Here is a 16780-nt window from a genome sequence, read left to right on the forward strand (position 1 = left end):
TGATCGCGCTAGCGGGGCGTCAGCAGGCTGAACTCCTGACCATCGGGGTCGGCCAGCACCAACCGGTCTGCCCCGTCCTGGTCGGTGTCGACCCGGGTCGCTCCGAGCGAGAGCAGACGCTCGACCTCCATCTGCGGGTCGACGTCGACACCTGGAACGAGGTCGAACCGCACCCGATCCCTGCCTCCGTTCGGCATGTACGGCGGACCACCCCAAGAGATCTTCGTGCCGCCGTTCGGTGACTGGATCGCGGTCTCCTCGCCCTGGTCCCAGACCAGCGGCCACCCCAGCGCCTCGCTCCAGAAGTACCCGACCTGCTGCGATCCGTCACAGGCCAGCGCACCGACGAACCCGCAGCCGGCGAGGAAGTTGTTACCCGGTGCGATGACGTCGAACTCGTTGCCCTCAGGGTCGGCGAGCACCACATGATCGATCTCCGGGCCCTGGCCGATGTCGATGTGCCGTGCGCCGAGTTCCAGTGCCCTGGCCACCGTCTGCTGCTGGTCCTCCAGGGAACTGCTGGTCAGGTCGAAGTGCATCCGGTTCTGGACGACCTTCGGCTGCTGGTTCGGGGCGAAGCGGATGTGGAACTCGTTGTCGTTGGTGGGTCGGAGCAGAACACCGTCGTGTGGATCGTCGACGATCTCCCGCCCCAGCAGCCCGGACCAGAACTGCGCGAGCCGCAGAGGCTCTCTCGCGTCGAAGCTGATCGCGAACAGGTGTGCGGTCATCGCTGCGCTCATCTCCCATCGGACCGGACGCCGTGCCAGCCGTCGGAGCGGGAGCCTAGGGGTGTGCCAGGTCGACCGCACCCGAGTTTCGGCGGGTTCATCCCCGGTAGGGCGGGGCCACACCCCAGCCCCAGTGCGGGACCGGTGCCTGCCGGACGGGGTGTGCGTCCGGTTGAGAATTGGCTACCGCCAGCCGGGTGCCCCACTCGAGGTAGCTCGTGAAGGCGGCGCGAAACTCGGGATCATCGGGTAGGCCAACCTCGTCGGCAGCGTCCATCATCAAGTTGACCCACCGCCGACGCTGCGCCTCGCTGATCGCCCTGCCCAGGTGCTGGCCGAGCATGTGACGGTAGCCGCCGTGCTCCGTCGTGTAGGTGGCCGGTCCGCCGAAGACCTCGGCAAGCCAGACCGCTACGTACCGGGCGTGGTCGGGGTCCAGGTTTGCGAACATCGGTGCGAGCAGGTCGTCGGAGCGGACCAGGCGGTAGAAGGCGTCGCAGAGCTTCATGAACGCGTCGGTGCCGCCGGCCCACTCGTACAAGCTCGGCGGCGCGGCGCCACCGGGGCCGGCAACCGACGTCGGGGCGTAGTGCCGCATCTCCTGGATGTCCTCGACGTACGGTTTGATCGCGGCGAAGAACTGCCCGAACACCGGGCCGCCGCGAAACCCCTTCAGGTGCTCGTCCACCGATGTCCACCTGATGCGCAACAGGTAGCAGGCGGGGTCGTCCAGACAGCGGCTCAACTCGTAGTCCACACACTGCGGCGCGGCGCGTAACGCGCCAGCGGCCCGCTCGTACGCCGCTTCGAAGCCGTCCAGCCGCTCCTGCGGCACGCGGTACCTGATGTACTCGATCACCATGGCTACAGCTCAACACCCGCAGCAATGAAGATCAAGTACGCACCATCTGGTTCGTGCCGAGGGAGGCCACGATGCCTAGGCGATACCACTGCCCGGTGGAGCTCGCCGTCGACGTTGTCGGCGGAAAATGGCGACCGGTGATCCTGGCCCATCTCAAGGAGGGAGTACACCGCTACGGCGAACTGCGCCGCCGGATGCCCGGGATCAGCGAGAAGATGCTGACCCAGCGTCTGCGCGAGTTGGAGGCCGACGGGCTCGTCCTGCGGCACGACCACGAGACCACACCACCTCATGTCGAGTACCGGCTCACCGAGGAAGGACTCAGCCTGGCGCCGGTGTTGCAGGCCCTGTACGACTGGGGCGCCGCGCGGGCGGCACGTACCGGTACCGCCATCGACGAAACCTCCGCTGCCTGACCCGACGCCCCCCACGCGGCCCCGCAGCAGTCGAAAGACCGTCGGACGGTGGCTGCTCGCGGGCACCGCGCAGTGAGTCGTCGATGCGAGAATCGGCCGGTGGAGAACGAGCTGATGGCGGCCCTGTCGGGCGTCCGGGACGCGTTCGCCCGGTACCCGCGCCGTGCGGTGCTCGACGGTTGCCCGCACTGCGAGGGCTCCGTGCTGGTCGACGAACACGACCTGTTCGCACTGACCATCAGCCTCGGCAACACGGTCGGCAGCCGGGCGGACGTGAAGGCCCTGCTCCCCGTACTCCTGGAGCGCCTACTCGGGTCCGACGACCTCGACCCGGACATCGTCCTGGGCAAACTCCCCCATCAGGAGTGGCGCACCTGGCCGCGAGTTGAGCAGGAGGCCATCGACGCGTACCTCGACGCGGTGTGGCGGTCGTTGCTGGCGGACCACCCGCCGCGGCTCGGGTCATTCACCGATCCGGTGACCTTCCTCGACGCGGCTCGCGCGGCCGGCGAGCACGTCGAGCGATTCCTCGACGTCTGGGACGCCACGCTCACCCCGCCGGCAGACCGTCACCTGGCCGAGCTGGTCGCCGGACTCAACTTCGCGAACCACAAGCCGAGCGTCCTCGGCGACTGGTTACGTCGAGCCGCGACCCGCGACCGTCTGCACCGCGCGTGGGAACGTGACTACGACTCGCCGTGGGCCGACGGCCTCGCCGAAGCCTACGATCTCCTCCGCCGCTGAAGGGCTCCCCCGCTTCGCCACCGGACCACGTGCACCCGACCGAGCTGACGTTGACGAAGAAGCCCCGTGACGAGGAGGTCGAATGGATACCGAGTCGCAGGACCCCGTCGTCGCCGCGCTGTCCAGCCTGGTGCCGGCCGGTGTCGACCGTGGCCGGCTGACGCGGGAGTCCGGCCGACAATTGCGGTGGGTAGCAGCCGGCAGCGCCACGCCACCGGTCGTCCTGGTCTCCGGTGCCGGCGAGGTGGGGCTGGACTGGGCGGTCGTCCTCCCCTCGTTGGCCGAGAGGTCCCGCGTCATCAGCTACGACCGAGCCGGTCTGGGCGCCAGTGACCCCCACTCGCGGCTGACCCTGGGCTCCCAGGTGGGCGACCTCGTGGCACTCCTGGACGACGTCGGTCCCGCCGTGCTGGTCGGTCACAGCTGGGGCGGACTGCTCGCCCAACTAGCCGCATTCGCCCGTCCCGACCAGACTCTTGGCCTGGTCCTGCTCGATCCGTTCCACGAAGACAGCACGGCAGAGGTGCCACTGGCCCTCCGTGTCTCATCGAACATCCTGTTCAACGCCATCCCGGTGCTCAAGGCCATCGGGCTCTTCGATCGGATCGCGGCGAACATGGGCCGGACGCTCGCTGAGCGCTGCACCGACGACCTGGAGATCCAGGCGTTGATCACCGAGGCGTACCGGGCCAGCTATCGCACGTTCGCCCAGGTCACCACCATTCGTGCGGAGAACCGCCTCGCCAACACCTGCACCCGGGAGGTACGCGCCGCGCGCGCGACGTCGACCGCCCCCGACGTACCGATGAGAATCCTGACCGCGACCCACGGCAAGCCCGCGGCCCTGCGACAGCGCTCTGGTGACCTCGCCGACCAGACCGCCGCAGTCTTCGCACGCGGCGTCCACGTCGTGGTGCCCGACAGCGGCCACTACATCCACAAGGACCAACCCGCCGCCGTGGTCGAAGCCGTGCGCGCCGTCCTCGCCCAGGCCAGCCGGGAGACACCGTAGCGGGACTGACTCAGCGCCGCTGGACCGCGGGCCGGGCGAACCACGGTGTCAGCCACGGGCTGAGCGCGACGAGGCCGACTGCGAGTGCGGTGATGACGGCCTGCCCGATCCGGCCCGGGGTGACACCGGCCGCCAGGTCCAGCACGTAGTTGGCGTACCCGTTCGCAGCCGCGTCGGTTACCAGCACCGCGCAGCCCAGCGCCAGGCCCTCCACCCGGCGAGCGGCCAACAGCAACGCCGCCAACGGATCCCACAGTGTCAGGGACGTGAAGTAGAACGTCAGCCACCCGGGCAGGGCGAGCTGCGGCCCGAACTGGGGCAGGAGCAGCTGCACCACGTGCACAGCGGTGCCGTAGGCGAAGACCAGCACCGCGACGGTCACCACGGACCGGACCGCGAGCGGCACACCACGCCATCGCCCGCTGTTCATCCGGCCATCTTGCCTCAGCCGGGCGAGCGTTCCGTCAGAGCGGGCCGGGGAACGTCTGCTCCATCGGCATCGGCACTTGGAGGTAGGTGGTGCCGCGCATGTCCAGCCAGGCCCGGTCGGGCCCACGGACCAGTCGCACCATCACCGCCTCGCAGGACGGGCAGCGGGCGACGAGGCCGGGTGCGTGCGAGTAGACGTGCAGGCTGGCCATCGAACCGGTCATCCCACAGTTTTCACAGCGGCCCATCGCGCTGCTCAGGTCGACGGTGAACAGCTCACGCATCGGGCCGTCGAGCATGTTGCCGTCCATGTACGACATCTCGGTCATCGAATCTCCTCGACACTGCGTGCGTGAGCGGGTGGTCAGCCGGTGGGGCCGAAGCGTTCGGTCTTGACCCGACGCGACGGGTGACCCAGCCCCACCATCAGGTCGGCCACGGTCTCCACGAACGCGGTCGGGCCACAGATGTAGGTGAGCGGTTCCAGGTCCGGTGGCCACCCGTGCGTGTTGACGTCCGCCAGCCCGATCCGGTGCGGCTCACCGCGCCAGCCCTCGGGCGCCTCGCGGGTGTAGACGTACGCGATGTCCAACCCGAAGTCGTCGCGGACCCGGCGGCGCAGCTCGTCGGCGTAGATCACGTCAGCGGGGGTGCGCACCGAGTAGATCAGACGGAACGGCGCCTTGCTGCCCGCGGCCCGCCGTGCCCGAATCATCGCCATCAGTGGCACGATGCCGGAGCCACCGGCGACGAGCTGCACCGGCGCGGTCTCCTCGGTCCGCCAGATGAACCAACCACCGAGTGGCCCGCGGACCTCCAGCGGGTCGCCCTCGCCAAAAACATCAATGAGGTACGGCGACACCTCGCCGTCGGGCACCCGCTGCACGGTCACCTCGATGCGCGGGCCGCCCGGGCCGTCCACGGCCGGACCGGCAATGGAGTACGACCGGGCCGCCTGGTAGCCGTCGGGCGCGGTGAGCCGCAGGTCGACGTGCTGCCCGGGCAGGTGCCCCGGCCAGTCCGGCACCTCCAACACCAGGGTCTGCGCGGTCCGTGTCTCCACCCGGCGCTCCACCAGCCGGCTGACCTGCCAGCGGTTGTGCGCGCGGGAGGGTGTGCTCGTCGCCACGGCGCGCTCAGTCACCCTGGTACCGCTGTTCGCGCCACGGGTCGCCGTAGTCGTGGTAGCCAGCGGTCTCCCAGAACCCCGGCTCGTCCATCGTCTTGAGCCGGATGCCGCGCACCCACTTGGCGGACTTCCAGAAGTAGAGGTGCGGCACCAGCATTCGCGCCGGACCGCCGTGTTCGGCGGGCAGCGGGGCACCGTCGAAGGTGTGCACCAGCCAGGCCCGTCCGCCACGTAGGTCGTCCAGCGGCAGATTCGTGGTGTACCCGCCGTAGGAGTGCGTGAGCGCAAAGTGCGCTCCCGTGTCGACGTCGGCGAGCAGAGTGTCCAGTGAGACGCCCTGCCAGGTGGTGCCGAGCTTGGACCAACGGGTGACGCAGTGGATGTCCACCGTCGGGGTCTCCTGCGGCAGGGCCATCATCTCCTGCCACGACCACCGGTGTTCGTTGCCGTTCTCGGCGGAGATGACGAACTCCCAGGTGTCGAGGGACACCCGGGGCGTCGGCCCGGCCGAGAGCACCGGATAGTCCTCGGTCAGATACTGGCCGGGCGGCAGGGCCGGCTCCTGAGTGCGGGGCCGACCCTGAAAGCCGGGTGACACGATTCCCATTGCACAGTCGTACCACCCGCGACGGCCGGGGCGGGACCTTTCCCGCGTACCCCGTCGTCAGCCGGCGCGGCGCGGTCAGTGCCGGTCCGCGACGACCTTGCGGTCCTCGGGCAGGTCGCTGCCCCGTGTCGCGCGCAGGCTGGTCAGCGTGACGACCACCAGCACACCGATGATCACGCCGAGCGAGGCCAGGGTGGGGATCTGCGGCACGCTGTCCCAGATGCCGTGCGCCCAGTGCAGACCCAGCTTGAGGCCGATGAACGCCAGGATGATGGCCAGGCCGTAACTGAGGTGCACCAGCCTGCTCAGCGCCGCGTGCAGGACGAAGTAGAGCGCCCGCAGGCCGAGCAGGGCGAACGCGTTGGTGGCGAACACCAGGTACGGGTCCTCGGTGATGCCGTAGACCGCCGGCACCGAGTCGACCGCGAAGACGATGTCGGTGGCCAGCACCGCCACCACCACCAGGGCGAACGGCGTGAGCGCGCGCTTCGCGCCCTGCCGGACGGTCATCCGGGCGCCGTGGTAGTCGTCGACCACAGGCATGACCTTGCGCAGCAGCTTCACCGAACGCATGTTGTTGATGTCGACTTCCTGCTGATGCCCGGACATGGCATCGCGCAGCAGCTTCACCGCGGTGGCGATCAGGATGATCGCGAAGAGCAGGAAGGCGAAGTCGAGGGTCTGCAAGGCCGCCGCGCCGAGGGCGATGAAGATGGCCCGCAGCACCAGCGCGCCGGCGATGCCGTAGAGCAGTACCCGCTGGGCGAGCACCGCCGGCACCGCGAACGCCGCCAACAGCAGCATGAAGACGAAGAGGTTGTCGACCGAGAGCGACTTCTCCACCAGGTAACCGGTCAGGTACTCCACGCCCTGCTGGGAGCCGAAGCGGGACCAGATCCAGCCGCCGAAGGCCAGCGGCAGCGCGATGTAGAACGCCGACCAGCCGATGGCCTCCCGCATGGACACCTCGTGCGGGCGCCGCGTGACCAGGAAGTCCAGTACCAACAGCAGGATGACCCCGACGATGGTGACCACCCACAGCGTGGGCGTGCCCACCGACGACAGGTCACTGGCGGCGGACAGATACGACACTTGGCTCATGTGGGGTCTCCTCGAACACCGTCATGTTCGAGGTCTCCTTCACCCACCACCTGGTGGGCAACCACCCGAGGCGCGCCGGGCGCGCCGTACTGACCGGAATGGTTCGTGGGAAGTACTCCCCTCGCACGACAAGGTTAGGCCAGGCGGAATCGCCACGCCAAGCGGGACATCGATGGTTGCCCTGGTAAACCGCTGTGGGTGCCCGGTACGACTGCGGTTGTCAGCCGCGGCGCAGCGTCGCGCCCGGGGCCATCGCCTGCTCGACCAGACCCCGATAGTCACGCGGCAGTTGAGTCGCCACGTCGTCGAACTCACCGCCGGTGATCGCCTCACGCAGGGTGGTGAAGACCGCCCGACTGGCGTCCTCGGCGGCCGGCTCCCGCACACCGGCGCGCAACGCGACCCGGGCGACGAACTCCACCGCGCCGAACCGGTCCGCCTGCTCGGTGCTCGGGCTCGGTTTGAGCACGAGTTGCAACGGTTGGGGCAACTGGGCGGCCAGGTCCAGGACCTCGCCGCCGGTCAACCGTTCGGCGAACGTCTCCAACACGGCCCGGGTCAGCTCGACCGCCCGCTCGGACGACGTGGCGGTGCGCTGGGAAACCTGGTCGATGAAGGTGTCGTAGTTCATCGCGTACTCCCTTGGGCTCGCGTCGGCGTCTGCGGGTACCCGCAGACGCCGAGGAGAAACGGCGCCGGGTTTCCTGTGCCGCCCGGGCGTGGACGACCGGCGGGCGGGTAACCGCCGCCGGTCGTCACCACATCGATGCCCGAGGGAGCCCACGCCATGGCGAGCTACGCCGACGTCCTGCAGTACCTGTCGAGCCTGGACTACCCGGCCGAGAAGAACGACGTGGTCCGCGAGGCGGAACGGGAGGGCGCACCGCCGGACGTGCTGAAGGCGCTGCGCGCCCTGCCGCCTGTCGACTACGCCAACGGGACCGAGGTGGCCCGGTCGGCGGGGATCGAGGCGGCGCCCGAGGTGGGCCCCGCCCAGCGGGCCGAGCAGGCCCGGGACAAGAAGCACAACCGGGTCTCGCAGCACCTGCGCGGCATCTGATCCAACGGTGCCGCCCACCAGCCCGACCCGGGAGCGTCCCGAATGACCCAGACCGGTCCGGACCGGCCATCGGACGTGCGTTTTCCGGCTGCGAAGCAGCTCGCCGTGGTGGCGGTGGTCGGCGTCCTCGCCGGCCTCGTCTTCGCGCTCCTGCTGCCGCTGCCGCTCGCCGCGCTGGCCGGCTGGGACGTGGGCGCGCTGAGCTGGCTCGTGCTGGTCTGGCACAAGATCTGGCCGATGGACGCCGAGCGGACCGCCAAACTGGCCGTGCACGAGGACCCGAACCGGGCGATCCGGGATGCCCTGCTGCTCGTCGCCTGCCTGGCCAGCCTGCTGGCCGTGGGGTTGGTCGTGGCCAGCGCGCAGAGCGCGCCCCCCGGGACGGCCCGGGAACTGCACAGCGGTGTGGGCGTGCTCAGCGTGGTGCTCTCCTGGTTCGTGGTGCACACCGTGTTCGCCGCCCGGTACGCCCGGATCTACTACACCGGCCCCGACGGCGGAGTGAACTTCAACCAGCCCGAACCGCCGCGCTACTCCGACTTCGCGTACGTGGCGTTCACCATCGGCACCACGTTCCAGATCTCCGACACCAACCTGACCAGCAACGAGATGCGTCGTACGGTGCTGCGCCACTCGATGGTGTCGTACCTGTTCGGCGCGTTCATCATCGCCGTGACCGTGAACCTGCTGGCGGGCCTGGCCCGGTGAAGGCGCTGCCCTTGTGCACTTTCGGCCACACCGTCCCCGGAGTGCGACACGGGGTGGGGCCGAGCGAAGGGCCGGGACAGGCGGGCGCCCCTGGTCACGAACCGCGACCCAGGGCGCCACGCAAGCCTGCCCAGGCGGTGAACCGCATCCGAACCGGTCGCGGTCACCAGGCGGTGGAGGTCCGCTCGAACCGAGCGGCCAGCACTGCCGGGTCCAACCATACGGCAGAACATCCTCCGTTTGGTCAGAATTTGGGGAAGTGTGGGCCAGGGCACGTCACGGCTGGACGCGCCGGCGTCGTCAACCGTGCAGGCCGCCGGTGCGGTCCCGGGCCTTGAGGCGGGTCGTGGGCAGGGCGGGCGCCGGCAGCGGCGGCGCCGGATCGTCGGCGACCACACCGAAGCGTCCGTCGCCGGCCATCCAGTCCTCCCGGGCGGCGGCGACCTCCTCGTGCGACCGGCCGACGAAGTTCCACCACATCACCAACGGCTCCTCGAACGGCCTACCGCCCAGCAGCAGCAACCGGGCCCCGGCCCCGCCGCGCACGGTCAGCTCCCGGCGACCCGAGCCCAGATACAACAGCGCCCCCGGCTCGAAGCCGACCCCGGCCGCCTCCGCGGACCCGGACATCGCCAGCACCGCGTACTCGAATTCGGGCCGCAACGACATCGTCGCCGGTGCCTCGCCGCGCAGCTCCAGCTGCACCCCCACCAGCGGGGTGTGCACCACCGCCGGCGACCGCTCCCCGGCGAACTCGCCGACCAGCAGGGTGACGTCCAGATCGCCGTCCCGCCAGCGCGGCAGGTCGGCGTGGTGCGCGAAGTCGGCCGCTCCGGCCCGGGCCGGGTCCGGCAGCGCCACCCAGAGCTGCACCCCGTGCATCACCGGGGGGTGGGTGGCCGGCGACCGTTCCGAGTGGGCGATGCCGTTTCCGGACGTCATCACGTTCAGCTGGCCGGGCACGATCGGCTGCACGTTACCGAGGCTGTCCCGGTGCAGAATCTCGCCGTCGAGCAGCCACGTCACGGTCTGCAGCCCGGTGTGCGGGTGCGGCGGCACCTCCATACCGGGCCGCTGCGCCACATCGTCCGGGCCGAAATGATCCACGAAACACCACGCGCCGACCATCCGGCGGGCGCGCTGCGGAAGCAGCCGCCGCACCGTGGTGTACCGACCCAACGGCACGTCGTGGCCGGGCAACAGCACACTGCCGGGATCGACGTCTGCCACGCCAGGCGGTCGGGTCTGCGCCAGCATCGATTCGGTACGCTCCACCGCCCGACTGTACGCGCCGGTCGGGGCTGAACTGGCGCGAGTTCACCGGTTGCTGGAGGACACGATCACGCTGTTGGCGCCGGCGACCAGGTCCAGGTACAGGCGCTCCACCGACCGGTCCCACCCCGGCGTCCCCAGCACCGAGCCCGCGGCCACCCCATCCCAGCGGTCGTCGCGCACCACCACCGAGCCGGCCCCGACTTTCGCCCGAACCCGAACCGGAGTCTCCCCGGGGACCCGAACGTCGAGCTGACTGGTGCCACCGGTGAGTCGTACCGTCAGGGTGCTGGCAGGCCGGTCTGAGGTCGGGCCGGCGGGGTTGCTGGAGCCGGCAGCGGTGATCGGTGGCAGCAGGATCTCGGTGCGGCTGGAGCCGCCGGCGAGTTCCACGCCCAGCAGCCGGGCCCGGGTCAGGTCCAACACCTGACTGCTCACCCCGCCGACGAGGTGGAGACGCCAGGCGACCCGCTCGTTGAGCAACACCCGTACGGCCCGCGGCCCGCGCGTCCCGGACTCCACGAGGTCGAGTCGCACGGTCTCCCCCTGCACCGCCGGTCGACCCGCTACACCCGAGCCGGCCGGGGTACTGATCCGGTACAGATCGTCGCCCAACTCGGCGACCCGCAACTCGAACGAGGACAGCCCATCGGCGAGCACGAAGGTGCCGTTCTGCCGACCTGCCAGCGGTGCTGTCATCAGTTGCTCGTCGGCAGCACCCGCACCACCGCGGCGGCCCTCTGCCGAGCCCGGGTCAGCGACGCCTCCCGGACGGCCGCCGTCACCGGGCCGAGTGCCGTCGGGGCGGGTGCCGTCGGGGCGGGTGCCGTCGGGGCGGGTGCCGTCGGGTTGGCTGGAGTAGGTCATGCCGAGGTGGTCGGGATCGACAACGATCACGGCCACCGCTGCCACACCCAGCAACAGCACGACGGTGGCGGCTGCCACCAACAGGCGAACCCCGGTGGACCAGCGTCGCGGTGCGGCCGCACCTGACGGTTCCGGCCCTGACTCCGGTTCGCGATCGGCGTCGTACCCCACTGCGGCCATGCTCTGTCCCTCCGCCGGTCCCCGTCCAGGGGTACGTAGCCACCAGCCGATCGGATCACCCCGCACCGGTCACGCCGCTCCGCTACGTTCACCGACGTGAATCTTGGACACTTCCGTTAGCGTGGCGGGCCCGCAGAACGGAAAGTGTCCAAGATCTACGAAGAACTCGTCGACGGCCGACGCCGCCCGCCCGGCGAGAACAGGAAGGCCGCTGGCCGGCACCCCGGGTTGCGGGTGCCGGCCAGCGGTCGGTGTCGTGCGGTTCTTCGGGTCAGCTGTTCCAGTACTGGCCGACCAGGTCAGCGGCCTGCTGCTCCCACTGGGCGTAGGCGTCGGGGTAGGCGGAGACCTGCACGGTCTGCGCGGCCTCGGTCAACGGCATGTCCTGCCAACCATCAACCTGCTTGAGGCCCTTGAGGAACGCGGTGGTGGAGTACTCGGGGTTGGTGATCTGCTCCGGCGTACCCCAACCCGAGCTCGGGCGTTGCTGGAACAGGCCCAGCGAGTCGTGGTCGTTCATGTCACCGAGATGACCCAGGTTCTCCAGCTTCGACTCCTGCAGGCTCGTCGCGATCGAGATGACCGCCGCCCGCTCGGGCAGGCCCGCCTTCTTCGTCGCGGCGATGATCGCCTTCGCGTTGCCGGTCTGCTCGTCGTTCAGGCTGATGTGGGACTGGTCGCCCTGGGTGCCGTGCGGGATCAGCTTGCTCGTGTCGGGCTTGTCAGCCTGTACCGCAACCGCGACCGGCTTGGCGTCGACCGGGTTGGCCACGTGGGCGATCGGGCCGGCGAAGACACCACCGGCGAACGCGAGACCAGCAACAGACAGCATGCTCTTACGCATGATCGTGTTCATGGGGGTAGCTCCTTCGGGGGTAGGACACCCCGACCACCAAGGGGGCGGCGGCAGGGTGTGAGCACCTCGTCCGGCGCTGCAACAAACACAGGGGAAAGTCTTCGGGGTCGGCGACCTGCGAGCGGGGGCTCGTGGCGCCGGGTCCCTGTGTAACGACCGGGGGGCCGGGGTCATTCCGGGTTGGCCCACCTGGCTGGCACCCGCACGGGGGCGGTGCCTGCGGTCGTTCGTGGGGACCATAACGACCGGGTGGAGGCTGGCATTCCAACCTGCGCGACCGGCACTCTGGGGTCGAGCGGCAGCCGGTGGTGCTGCGATCGTCAGGGTGTGTAACGACCCCGGCCCGGCCATGATTCCGGCCCATGGGTGAGCCCAGCCACAGCCCATAAACCCCACTATCGGACAAACCACCGACGCAATGCCCGGGCCGGAGGGTCGAATCACCCCTCACTCGGGTGATCCACTCGGGTTTAAGGAAGTCGGGGCGTCCGGGACGCCGGGTTACCGCGACATCAAGGAACCCGAGTCGATCAGACATGCGGCGACTCGTGCATCGCACCCAATGCGGGCAGAGTGCGACATGCCGTCGGCTGGCGGGAAGGGCAGACGAAGTGCGAGTGGGCGCTAGGGGCGTTCTTGACCTGTCAGGCGGGAGCGCACCTTTGCGGCGCAGGCGTCCAGAGCGGTCTGCGCGTCCAGCCCCAGGCTTTCGATGGCCACCAGCGCAGTGAAGGCGACGTCGGCCAACTCCGCGGCGACGTCCTCGCGGGTGTGGGTGACACCCTTGCGGGGGTTCTGCCCGAGCAGACCGATCCAGGCGGCCGACGCCTCCCCCGCCTCCTCCGTCAGCTTGAGGATGCGACACGTCAACTCGGTCTGCCCGGTGCCGTTCGCCGCGTCCAGCCAGCTACGCGACGCGCGGGCCGCCTCCCAGATCGACTCGTCCACGGCGACCAGTCAACCCGATCGGCCCGCCGGCCCGCACGGCCGGGTGCAGCTGGCCAGCCGTGTTGACCGGCCAATCAGCGTACCCATTGACACCTGTCGACGGCGGTTCTAGGTTCAGGACGCTACCGGCCGGTAGGCAACCGTCCCGCTGGTCGCCCCCGGGCGACACCCGTCCGATGGGGAGCATCGATGCTGTCCACACCCGTTCGCACCGTCCGCCGGCTGCTCGCCGCCACGGCGACGCTGACCCTCGCGGTCGGGCTGGCCGGCGCCGCACCGGCCAGCGCCACCGGTCGCGACGCGCGGGGCGGCGAGCCGCTGCCCGGTTACACAATCGAGAATCCGCCGTTGGCCCCGCTGGTCGTGGGCGGCAAGCCGACGACGGTACGCCAGGGCGTGCACCGGCACGCCGGGTACGTCATCGAGGTCCCCGCCCGGTGGAACGGCGACCTGGTGTTGTGGGCGCACGGCTACCGCGGCCAGGGCACGGTGCTGTCGCCGGAGCCGCCGGCTTTCGGGCTGCGTGAGCGTCTCCTCAAGCAGGGGTACGCGTGGGCGTCGTCCTCGTACGACCGCAACGGCTTCGACATCCGCTCCGGGGTGCTGGGGACGAAGGATCTCGCCGACCACTTCGGGCGAACGGTCCGTCGGCCGCAGCACACCTACGTCGCCGGGGTGTCGATGGGCGGGTACGTCATCGGTCGTTCGCTGGAGCAGTACCCCGGCTTCTACGACGGCGCGCTGCCGATGTGCGGGGTGCTCGGCGATCAGACGCTGCTCGACTTCTACCTGGACTACAACCTAATCGCGCAGGCGCTCGCCGAGGTGCCGGCCTACCCGACGCCGGCCGACTACCTGACCAACGCGGTGCCCCGCATCCAGGTGGCGCTCGGCCTGGCCGGGCTGACGCCCACCGGGCCGGACACCACGACGGACCGGGGCAAGCAACTGCGGGCGATCACGGTGAACCGTTCCGGCGGGCCCCGGCCGGGGGCGGACGCGGCGTTCGCGGTCTGGAAGGACTTCCTCTTCTCGATCATGGTGACCAGTGGTGGGGACTCCCCCGCGCAGCGGCCCGGTCAGCTCTCCACCAACCTGCTCACCCGCTACACCCCGAACAGCCCGGTGAACGTCAACGCGGCCGTGCGGCGGGTCGCCCCGGAGAACGTGTGGCAGCGGCTCCTCCCGACGTTGACCGAGGTGCCGCGGATCGCCGGCCGCCCGACGGCGCCGGTGCTCAGCCTGCACGGTCTCGGCGACCTGTTCGTACCGTTCAGCATGGAGCAGGCGTACGCCACCGACGTGGCGCGGCACGGCCGCAGCAAGCTGGTGGTGCAGCGGGCGATCCGGGCCACGCAGCACTGCGAGTTCACCCCGGCGGAGGCCGGCGCCGCCTGGGACGACCTGGTGTCCTGGGTACGCACCGGCAAACGCCCGGCCGGCGACACCGTGACCGATCCGGCGGTGGTGGCCCGACCCGACTACGGCTGCCGGTTCAGCGACCGGGCCGCGTACGCGGCCGGGGTCGGCACCCGCCGCCTCTACCCGTCCTGCTGAGGCACACGGACAGGAAAAACCGGCCGGCTCCCGTCGAGGGGAGCCGGCCGGTCTCGTGTGCGGGTGTCACCAGAGCTGCTGGACGATGTCCGCCGCCTGCTCCTCCCACTGCGCGTACGCGTACGGGAAGGCGGAGACCTGCACGGTCTGCGCGGCGGCGGTCAGCGGCAGGTCCTGCCAGCCGCCGACGTTCTTGAGGGCGGTGAAGAACGCCGAGGCGGCGTACTCCGGGTCGGTGATCTGGTCGGGCGTGCCCCAACCGGACGACGGGCGCTGCTGGAACAGGCCCTGCGAGTCGTGGTCGTTGTACGCGCCGAGGTGGCCGAGGTTGTACAGCTTCGACTCCTGCAGCGAGGTGGCGACGCCGATCACCGCGCCACGGTCACCGACGCCTGTCTTCTTGGCGGCGTCGACGATGGCCCGGGCGTTGGCCAGCTGCGCGTCGTCGAGGGGGACGCGCGACTGCGCGCCCTCGATGCCGTGCGGGATCAGCTGGGCGCGGCTCGGCTTGCCCGCCGGCGGCTTACCGGTGGCGGAGCCGGTGGTCAGGCCCGACTCGACGGGCTGCTCGTCCTGGTGTGGCGAGGTCTGGTGTGCCGAGGTGGCGGCCTTGCCGGTGGCAAGGTCGATGGCGGCGACGGCGCCCTGGTGCGGTCCGGAAGTGACCGGGGCGGCGGCCGCGGTCGGCGCGAGCGCCAAACCGCCGAGGGCGGCTACACCCGCCACGCTCAGCGCGGTCTTGCGGTACGAGTCCTTAGCGATGGCGGGGAGCCATCGCGTGAAGTCGACCTTCACGATGGTGGCCCTTTCGATCGTGCGAAGCGCTCCGGGGTGAACACTCCTCGGGAGATGACCGCGGAAAGGGTTTGGGCTCCGGCGGTACGGGGGACACAACCGGGTTCACGTGTCGGGCATTCCGGAAATGCGCCGAGGGCCGGACGGTGCGGCCCCGGTCACGGCGCAGAGCCGGACAGGGGCGGCGCTTCCCGCATCAGGCCGGACGGCCGTGACGGAGGGTGTTTTCGGAACGCGGGGGCAATCTCCGAGCGCCAGCCTTTGCTCTGCTTACCTATACGCACCGGCCACGTTCCGTGACGTCGGTGAGTAACCTCCGGGGCTGGCGGGAAGTGCCCATTCGCAGCTCGCGGGACGTGGCGCGTATAGGTAAGCAGAGCAAAGGGGGCCATGCACGGTGGTGGGGGGCGGGCAGCCTGCGGCTTTTCGCTACCGTGAGTTGGCGCGCAGGCGAGCACGGCCTGTGAGGTTGCCGTGCGGCCCGCCTACCGGACGAACCTCGCCCGGCTGTCCCGACTCAGGTGTCTCCGTCACGTCCGGACTCCGTCCCGACGCCCTCGTCCGGGGTGACGAGTTCCTGGAAGACGGTGATGTGCAGGCCGGCGGGCGCGTCGAGGCGGGAGTTGAGCGACTGCCACGGCGTACGCGTCGGCGGCGCAACCTCGCTCGCCCCGGCGGCCACCAGTCGGGCGGTCGTCGCCGCCGCGTCGTCCACCTCGAAGGCCACCCGGATGCGCGGCGCGACCTGCCGACCCACCTCGACCTCGTCGATAAGGCGTTTCTGCGCGGGGTTGGCGATCTCCAGAGTGGCGCGGCCGGCGTCCAGGATCACCACCCGGGCATCCCCCTCGCCGCTGAACGCCGCCTCCTCCGGCAGGCCCAGCGCGTCCCGGAAGAACGCGACGGCAGCCTCGTGGTCGGCGGCCTCCACCACGAGGCGCAGCTGACGGACGGCGGGGACGGGCGAGTCGGCGGGGACGGGCGAGTCGGCGGCCATGGGCGGGATCATAACGGCGCGGCCGAGCTAGGTTGGCACCGTCCAGGAGGGAGTCGGGGCAGTGAGCGATGACGCGTACCTGCTGCACCCGGTCGGCCGGGTCGCCTCGCCGCTGACCGACGCGGCGAGCGCGCCACGGCAGGGCGACGAGGGCGCGCCGACGGCGTGGCTGGTGTTCGACCCGCGGGTCGAGCGGGCCGTGCGTGACCTGCGCGTCGGCACGGAAGTTCTGGTGCTGACCTGGCTGGACCGTGCCCGGCGCGAGGTGCTCGCGGTGCACCCACGGGGCGACGAGAACCGCCCGGAGACCGGCGTGTTCAGCACCCGATCCCCGCACCGGCCCAACCCGATCGGGCTGCACCGGGTGCGGGTCCTGGCGGTGCACGGGCTGCGCGTCGAGGTGGCCGACCTGGAGGCCCTCGACGGCACCCCGATCCTGGACGTCAAACCGGTGCTGGGCGCGGCCGACGAACGCTGAGGGCGTCCACCGCGCCCAGCACGCCAACCCA

The 16780-nt window shown here is 70.4% G+C and carries 21 protein-coding genes; 7 read left to right on the plus strand and 14 right to left on the minus strand.

Annotated elements, in window-relative coordinates; all coding sequences use genetic code 11:
• Positions 1–8: 8 nt before the first annotated feature.
• On the minus strand, positions 9–731 hold the full coding sequence (locus ACLQ3B_RS26445) for a VOC family protein (protein ID WP_425783393.1): 723 nt from the start codon (positions 729–731) through the stop codon (positions 9–11).
• Between the two features lie 97 nt (positions 732–828).
• A complete protein-coding gene (locus tag ACLQ3B_RS26450) occupies positions 829–1593 on the minus strand; it encodes a group II truncated hemoglobin (protein ID WP_425783394.1) in 765 nt (254 codons plus the stop codon).
• Between the two features lie 71 nt (positions 1594–1664).
• Here ACLQ3B_RS26450 and ACLQ3B_RS26455 point away from each other — a divergent pair, with 71 nt between their 5' ends.
• The 3 genes from ACLQ3B_RS26455 to ACLQ3B_RS26465 all read left to right on the plus strand — a co-directional run bounded on the left by ACLQ3B_RS26455 (position 1665) and on the right by ACLQ3B_RS26465 (position 3765).
• On the plus strand, positions 1665–2009 hold the full coding sequence (locus ACLQ3B_RS26455; RefSeq protein WP_425783395.1) for a winged helix-turn-helix transcriptional regulator: 345 nt from the start codon (positions 1665–1667) through the stop codon (positions 2007–2009).
• Between the two features lie 99 nt (positions 2010–2108).
• Positions 2109–2753: a hypothetical protein gene (locus tag ACLQ3B_RS26460; RefSeq protein WP_425783396.1), complete on the plus strand. Its 645-nt coding sequence runs from the start codon at positions 2109–2111 to the stop codon at positions 2751–2753.
• Positions 2754–2835: 82 nt separating this feature from the next.
• A complete protein-coding gene (locus ACLQ3B_RS26465) occupies positions 2836–3765 on the plus strand; it encodes an alpha/beta fold hydrolase (RefSeq protein WP_425783397.1) in 930 nt (309 codons plus the stop codon).
• Positions 3766–3775: 10 nt separating this feature from the next.
• On the opposite strand, the gene ACLQ3B_RS26470 is transcribed toward ACLQ3B_RS26465, so the two are convergent.
• From ACLQ3B_RS26470 to ACLQ3B_RS26495, 6 genes are all read right to left on the minus strand, one after another.
• Positions 3776–4195: a hypothetical protein gene (locus ACLQ3B_RS26470; protein WP_425783398.1), complete on the minus strand. Its 420-nt coding sequence runs from the start codon at positions 4193–4195 to the stop codon at positions 3776–3778.
• A 34-nt stretch (positions 4196–4229) separates the two neighbouring features.
• Complete coding sequence (locus ACLQ3B_RS26475) at positions 4230–4523, minus strand: DUF6510 family protein (RefSeq protein WP_425783399.1); 294 nt, start codon at positions 4521–4523, stop codon at positions 4230–4232.
• Positions 4524–4558: 35 nt separating this feature from the next.
• Positions 4559–5323 (minus strand): ferredoxin reductase, encoded by a 765-nt coding sequence (locus tag ACLQ3B_RS26480; protein ID WP_425783504.1) that lies wholly within the window; start codon positions 5321–5323, stop codon positions 4559–4561.
• A 7-nt stretch (positions 5324–5330) separates the two neighbouring features.
• Entirely contained in the window at positions 5331–5930 is a 600-nt protein-coding gene (locus ACLQ3B_RS26485; protein ID WP_425783400.1) for a sulfite oxidase-like oxidoreductase, read from the minus strand.
• Between the two features lie 75 nt (positions 5931–6005).
• Positions 6006–7031 (minus strand): TerC/Alx family metal homeostasis membrane protein, encoded by a 1026-nt coding sequence (locus ACLQ3B_RS26490; RefSeq protein WP_425783401.1) that lies wholly within the window; start codon positions 7029–7031, stop codon positions 6006–6008.
• 220 nt (positions 7032–7251) lie between these two features.
• Positions 7252–7662 carry a DUF2267 domain-containing protein gene (locus tag ACLQ3B_RS26495; protein ID WP_425783402.1) on the minus strand — a complete coding sequence of 137 codons (411 nt, stop codon included), beginning with the start codon at positions 7660–7662 and terminating at the stop codon, positions 7252–7254.
• A gap of 156 nt (positions 7663–7818) precedes the next feature.
• Here ACLQ3B_RS26495 and ACLQ3B_RS26500 point away from each other — a divergent pair, with 156 nt between their 5' ends.
• Positions 7819–8091, plus strand: coding sequence for a DUF2795 domain-containing protein (locus tag ACLQ3B_RS26500; protein ID WP_184186396.1), 273 nt, complete (start codon positions 7819–7821; stop codon positions 8089–8091).
• Between the two features lie 42 nt (positions 8092–8133).
• Positions 8134–8799 (plus strand): DUF1345 domain-containing protein, encoded by a 666-nt coding sequence (locus tag ACLQ3B_RS26505; RefSeq protein ID WP_425783403.1) that lies wholly within the window; start codon positions 8134–8136, stop codon positions 8797–8799.
• 300 nt (positions 8800–9099) lie between these two features.
• Here the strand turns inward: ACLQ3B_RS26505 and ACLQ3B_RS26510 are convergent, their stop codons facing one another.
• From ACLQ3B_RS26510 to ACLQ3B_RS26525, 4 genes are all read right to left on the minus strand, one after another.
• Positions 9100–10074, minus strand: a complete 975-nt coding sequence (locus ACLQ3B_RS26510) for a pirin family protein (protein WP_425783404.1) — start codon at positions 10072–10074, stop codon at positions 9100–9102.
• Positions 10075–10116: 42 nt separating this feature from the next.
• Positions 10117–11118 carry a hypothetical protein gene (locus ACLQ3B_RS26515; RefSeq protein WP_425783405.1) on the minus strand — a complete coding sequence of 334 codons (1002 nt, stop codon included), beginning with the start codon at positions 11116–11118 and terminating at the stop codon, positions 10117–10119.
• Positions 11119–11389: 271 nt separating this feature from the next.
• The gene (locus ACLQ3B_RS26520) at positions 11390–11974 is read right to left on the minus strand and encodes a hypothetical protein (RefSeq protein WP_425783406.1); all 585 of its coding nucleotides are present in this window, start codon (positions 11972–11974) and stop codon (positions 11390–11392) included.
• Between the two features lie 624 nt (positions 11975–12598).
• Positions 12599–12922 (minus strand): MazG-like family protein, encoded by a 324-nt coding sequence (locus ACLQ3B_RS26525; protein ID WP_425783407.1) that lies wholly within the window; start codon positions 12920–12922, stop codon positions 12599–12601.
• A gap of 189 nt (positions 12923–13111) precedes the next feature.
• Here ACLQ3B_RS26525 and ACLQ3B_RS26530 point away from each other — a divergent pair, with 189 nt between their 5' ends.
• Complete coding sequence (locus tag ACLQ3B_RS26530) at positions 13112–14479, plus strand: hypothetical protein (protein WP_425783408.1); 1368 nt, start codon at positions 13112–13114, stop codon at positions 14477–14479.
• Positions 14480–14545: 66 nt separating this feature from the next.
• Here the strand turns inward: ACLQ3B_RS26530 and ACLQ3B_RS26535 are convergent, their stop codons facing one another.
• Both ACLQ3B_RS26535 and ACLQ3B_RS26540 read right to left on the minus strand, forming a co-directional pair.
• Positions 14546–15274 (minus strand): hypothetical protein, encoded by a 729-nt coding sequence (locus ACLQ3B_RS26535; RefSeq protein ID WP_425783409.1) that lies wholly within the window; start codon positions 15272–15274, stop codon positions 14546–14548.
• A 517-nt stretch (positions 15275–15791) separates the two neighbouring features.
• Positions 15792–16271 (minus strand): VOC family protein, encoded by a 480-nt coding sequence (locus ACLQ3B_RS26540; protein ID WP_425783410.1) that lies wholly within the window; start codon positions 16269–16271, stop codon positions 15792–15794.
• 61 nt (positions 16272–16332) lie between these two features.
• Here ACLQ3B_RS26540 and tsaA point away from each other — a divergent pair, with 61 nt between their 5' ends.
• Positions 16333–16749: a tRNA (N6-threonylcarbamoyladenosine(37)-N6)-methyltransferase TrmO gene (tsaA, locus tag ACLQ3B_RS26545; protein WP_425783411.1), complete on the plus strand. Its 417-nt coding sequence runs from the start codon at positions 16333–16335 to the stop codon at positions 16747–16749.
• Positions 16750–16780: the final 31 nt, after the last annotated feature.

Source organism: Micromonospora sp. DT53 (assembly GCF_049841535.1).
GTDB lineage: Bacteria > Actinomycetota > Actinomycetes > Mycobacteriales > Micromonosporaceae > Micromonospora.

What these genes read in the sequence shown, in the direction of transcription:
- ACLQ3B_RS26445 (WP_425783393.1), bottom strand. Translation starts at nt 731, where the DNA reads ATGACCGCACACCTGTTCGCGATCAGCTTCGACGCGAGAGAGCCTCTG.
- ACLQ3B_RS26450 (WP_425783394.1), bottom strand. Translation starts at nt 1,593, where the DNA reads ATGGTGATCGAGTACATCAGGTACCGCGTGCCGCAGGAGCGGCTGGAC.
- ACLQ3B_RS26455 (WP_425783395.1), top strand. Translation starts at nt 1,665, where the DNA reads ATGCCTAGGCGATACCACTGCCCGGTGGAGCTCGCCGTCGACGTTGTC.
- ACLQ3B_RS26465 (WP_425783397.1), top strand. Translation starts at nt 2,836, where the DNA reads ATGGATACCGAGTCGCAGGACCCCGTCGTCGCCGCGCTGTCCAGCCTG.
- ACLQ3B_RS26470 (WP_425783398.1), bottom strand. Translation starts at nt 4,195, where the DNA reads ATGAACAGCGGGCGATGGCGTGGTGTGCCGCTCGCGGTCCGGTCCGTG.
- ACLQ3B_RS26475 (WP_425783399.1), bottom strand. Translation starts at nt 4,523, where the DNA reads ATGACCGAGATGTCGTACATGGACGGCAACATGCTCGACGGCCCGATG.
- ACLQ3B_RS26485 (WP_425783400.1), bottom strand. Translation starts at nt 5,930, where the DNA reads ATGGGAATCGTGTCACCCGGCTTTCAGGGTCGGCCCCGCACTCAGGAG.
- ACLQ3B_RS26490 (WP_425783401.1), bottom strand. Translation starts at nt 7,031, where the DNA reads ATGAGCCAAGTGTCGTATCTGTCCGCCGCCAGTGACCTGTCGTCGGTG.
- ACLQ3B_RS26495 (WP_425783402.1), bottom strand. Translation starts at nt 7,662, where the DNA reads ATGAACTACGACACCTTCATCGACCAGGTTTCCCAGCGCACCGCCACG.
- ACLQ3B_RS26500 (WP_184186396.1), top strand. Translation starts at nt 7,819, where the DNA reads ATGGCGAGCTACGCCGACGTCCTGCAGTACCTGTCGAGCCTGGACTAC.
- ACLQ3B_RS26505 (WP_425783403.1), top strand. Translation starts at nt 8,134, where the DNA reads ATGACCCAGACCGGTCCGGACCGGCCATCGGACGTGCGTTTTCCGGCT.
- ACLQ3B_RS26515 (WP_425783405.1), bottom strand. Translation starts at nt 11,118, where the DNA reads ATGGCCGCAGTGGGGTACGACGCCGATCGCGAACCGGAGTCAGGGCCG.
- ACLQ3B_RS26520 (WP_425783406.1), bottom strand. Translation starts at nt 11,974, where the DNA reads ATGAACACGATCATGCGTAAGAGCATGCTGTCTGTTGCTGGTCTCGCG.
- ACLQ3B_RS26530 (WP_425783408.1), top strand. Translation starts at nt 13,112, where the DNA reads ATGCTGTCCACACCCGTTCGCACCGTCCGCCGGCTGCTCGCCGCCACG.
- ACLQ3B_RS26540 (WP_425783410.1), bottom strand. Translation starts at nt 16,271, where the DNA reads ATGGCCGCCGACTCGCCCGTCCCCGCCGACTCGCCCGTCCCCGCCGTC.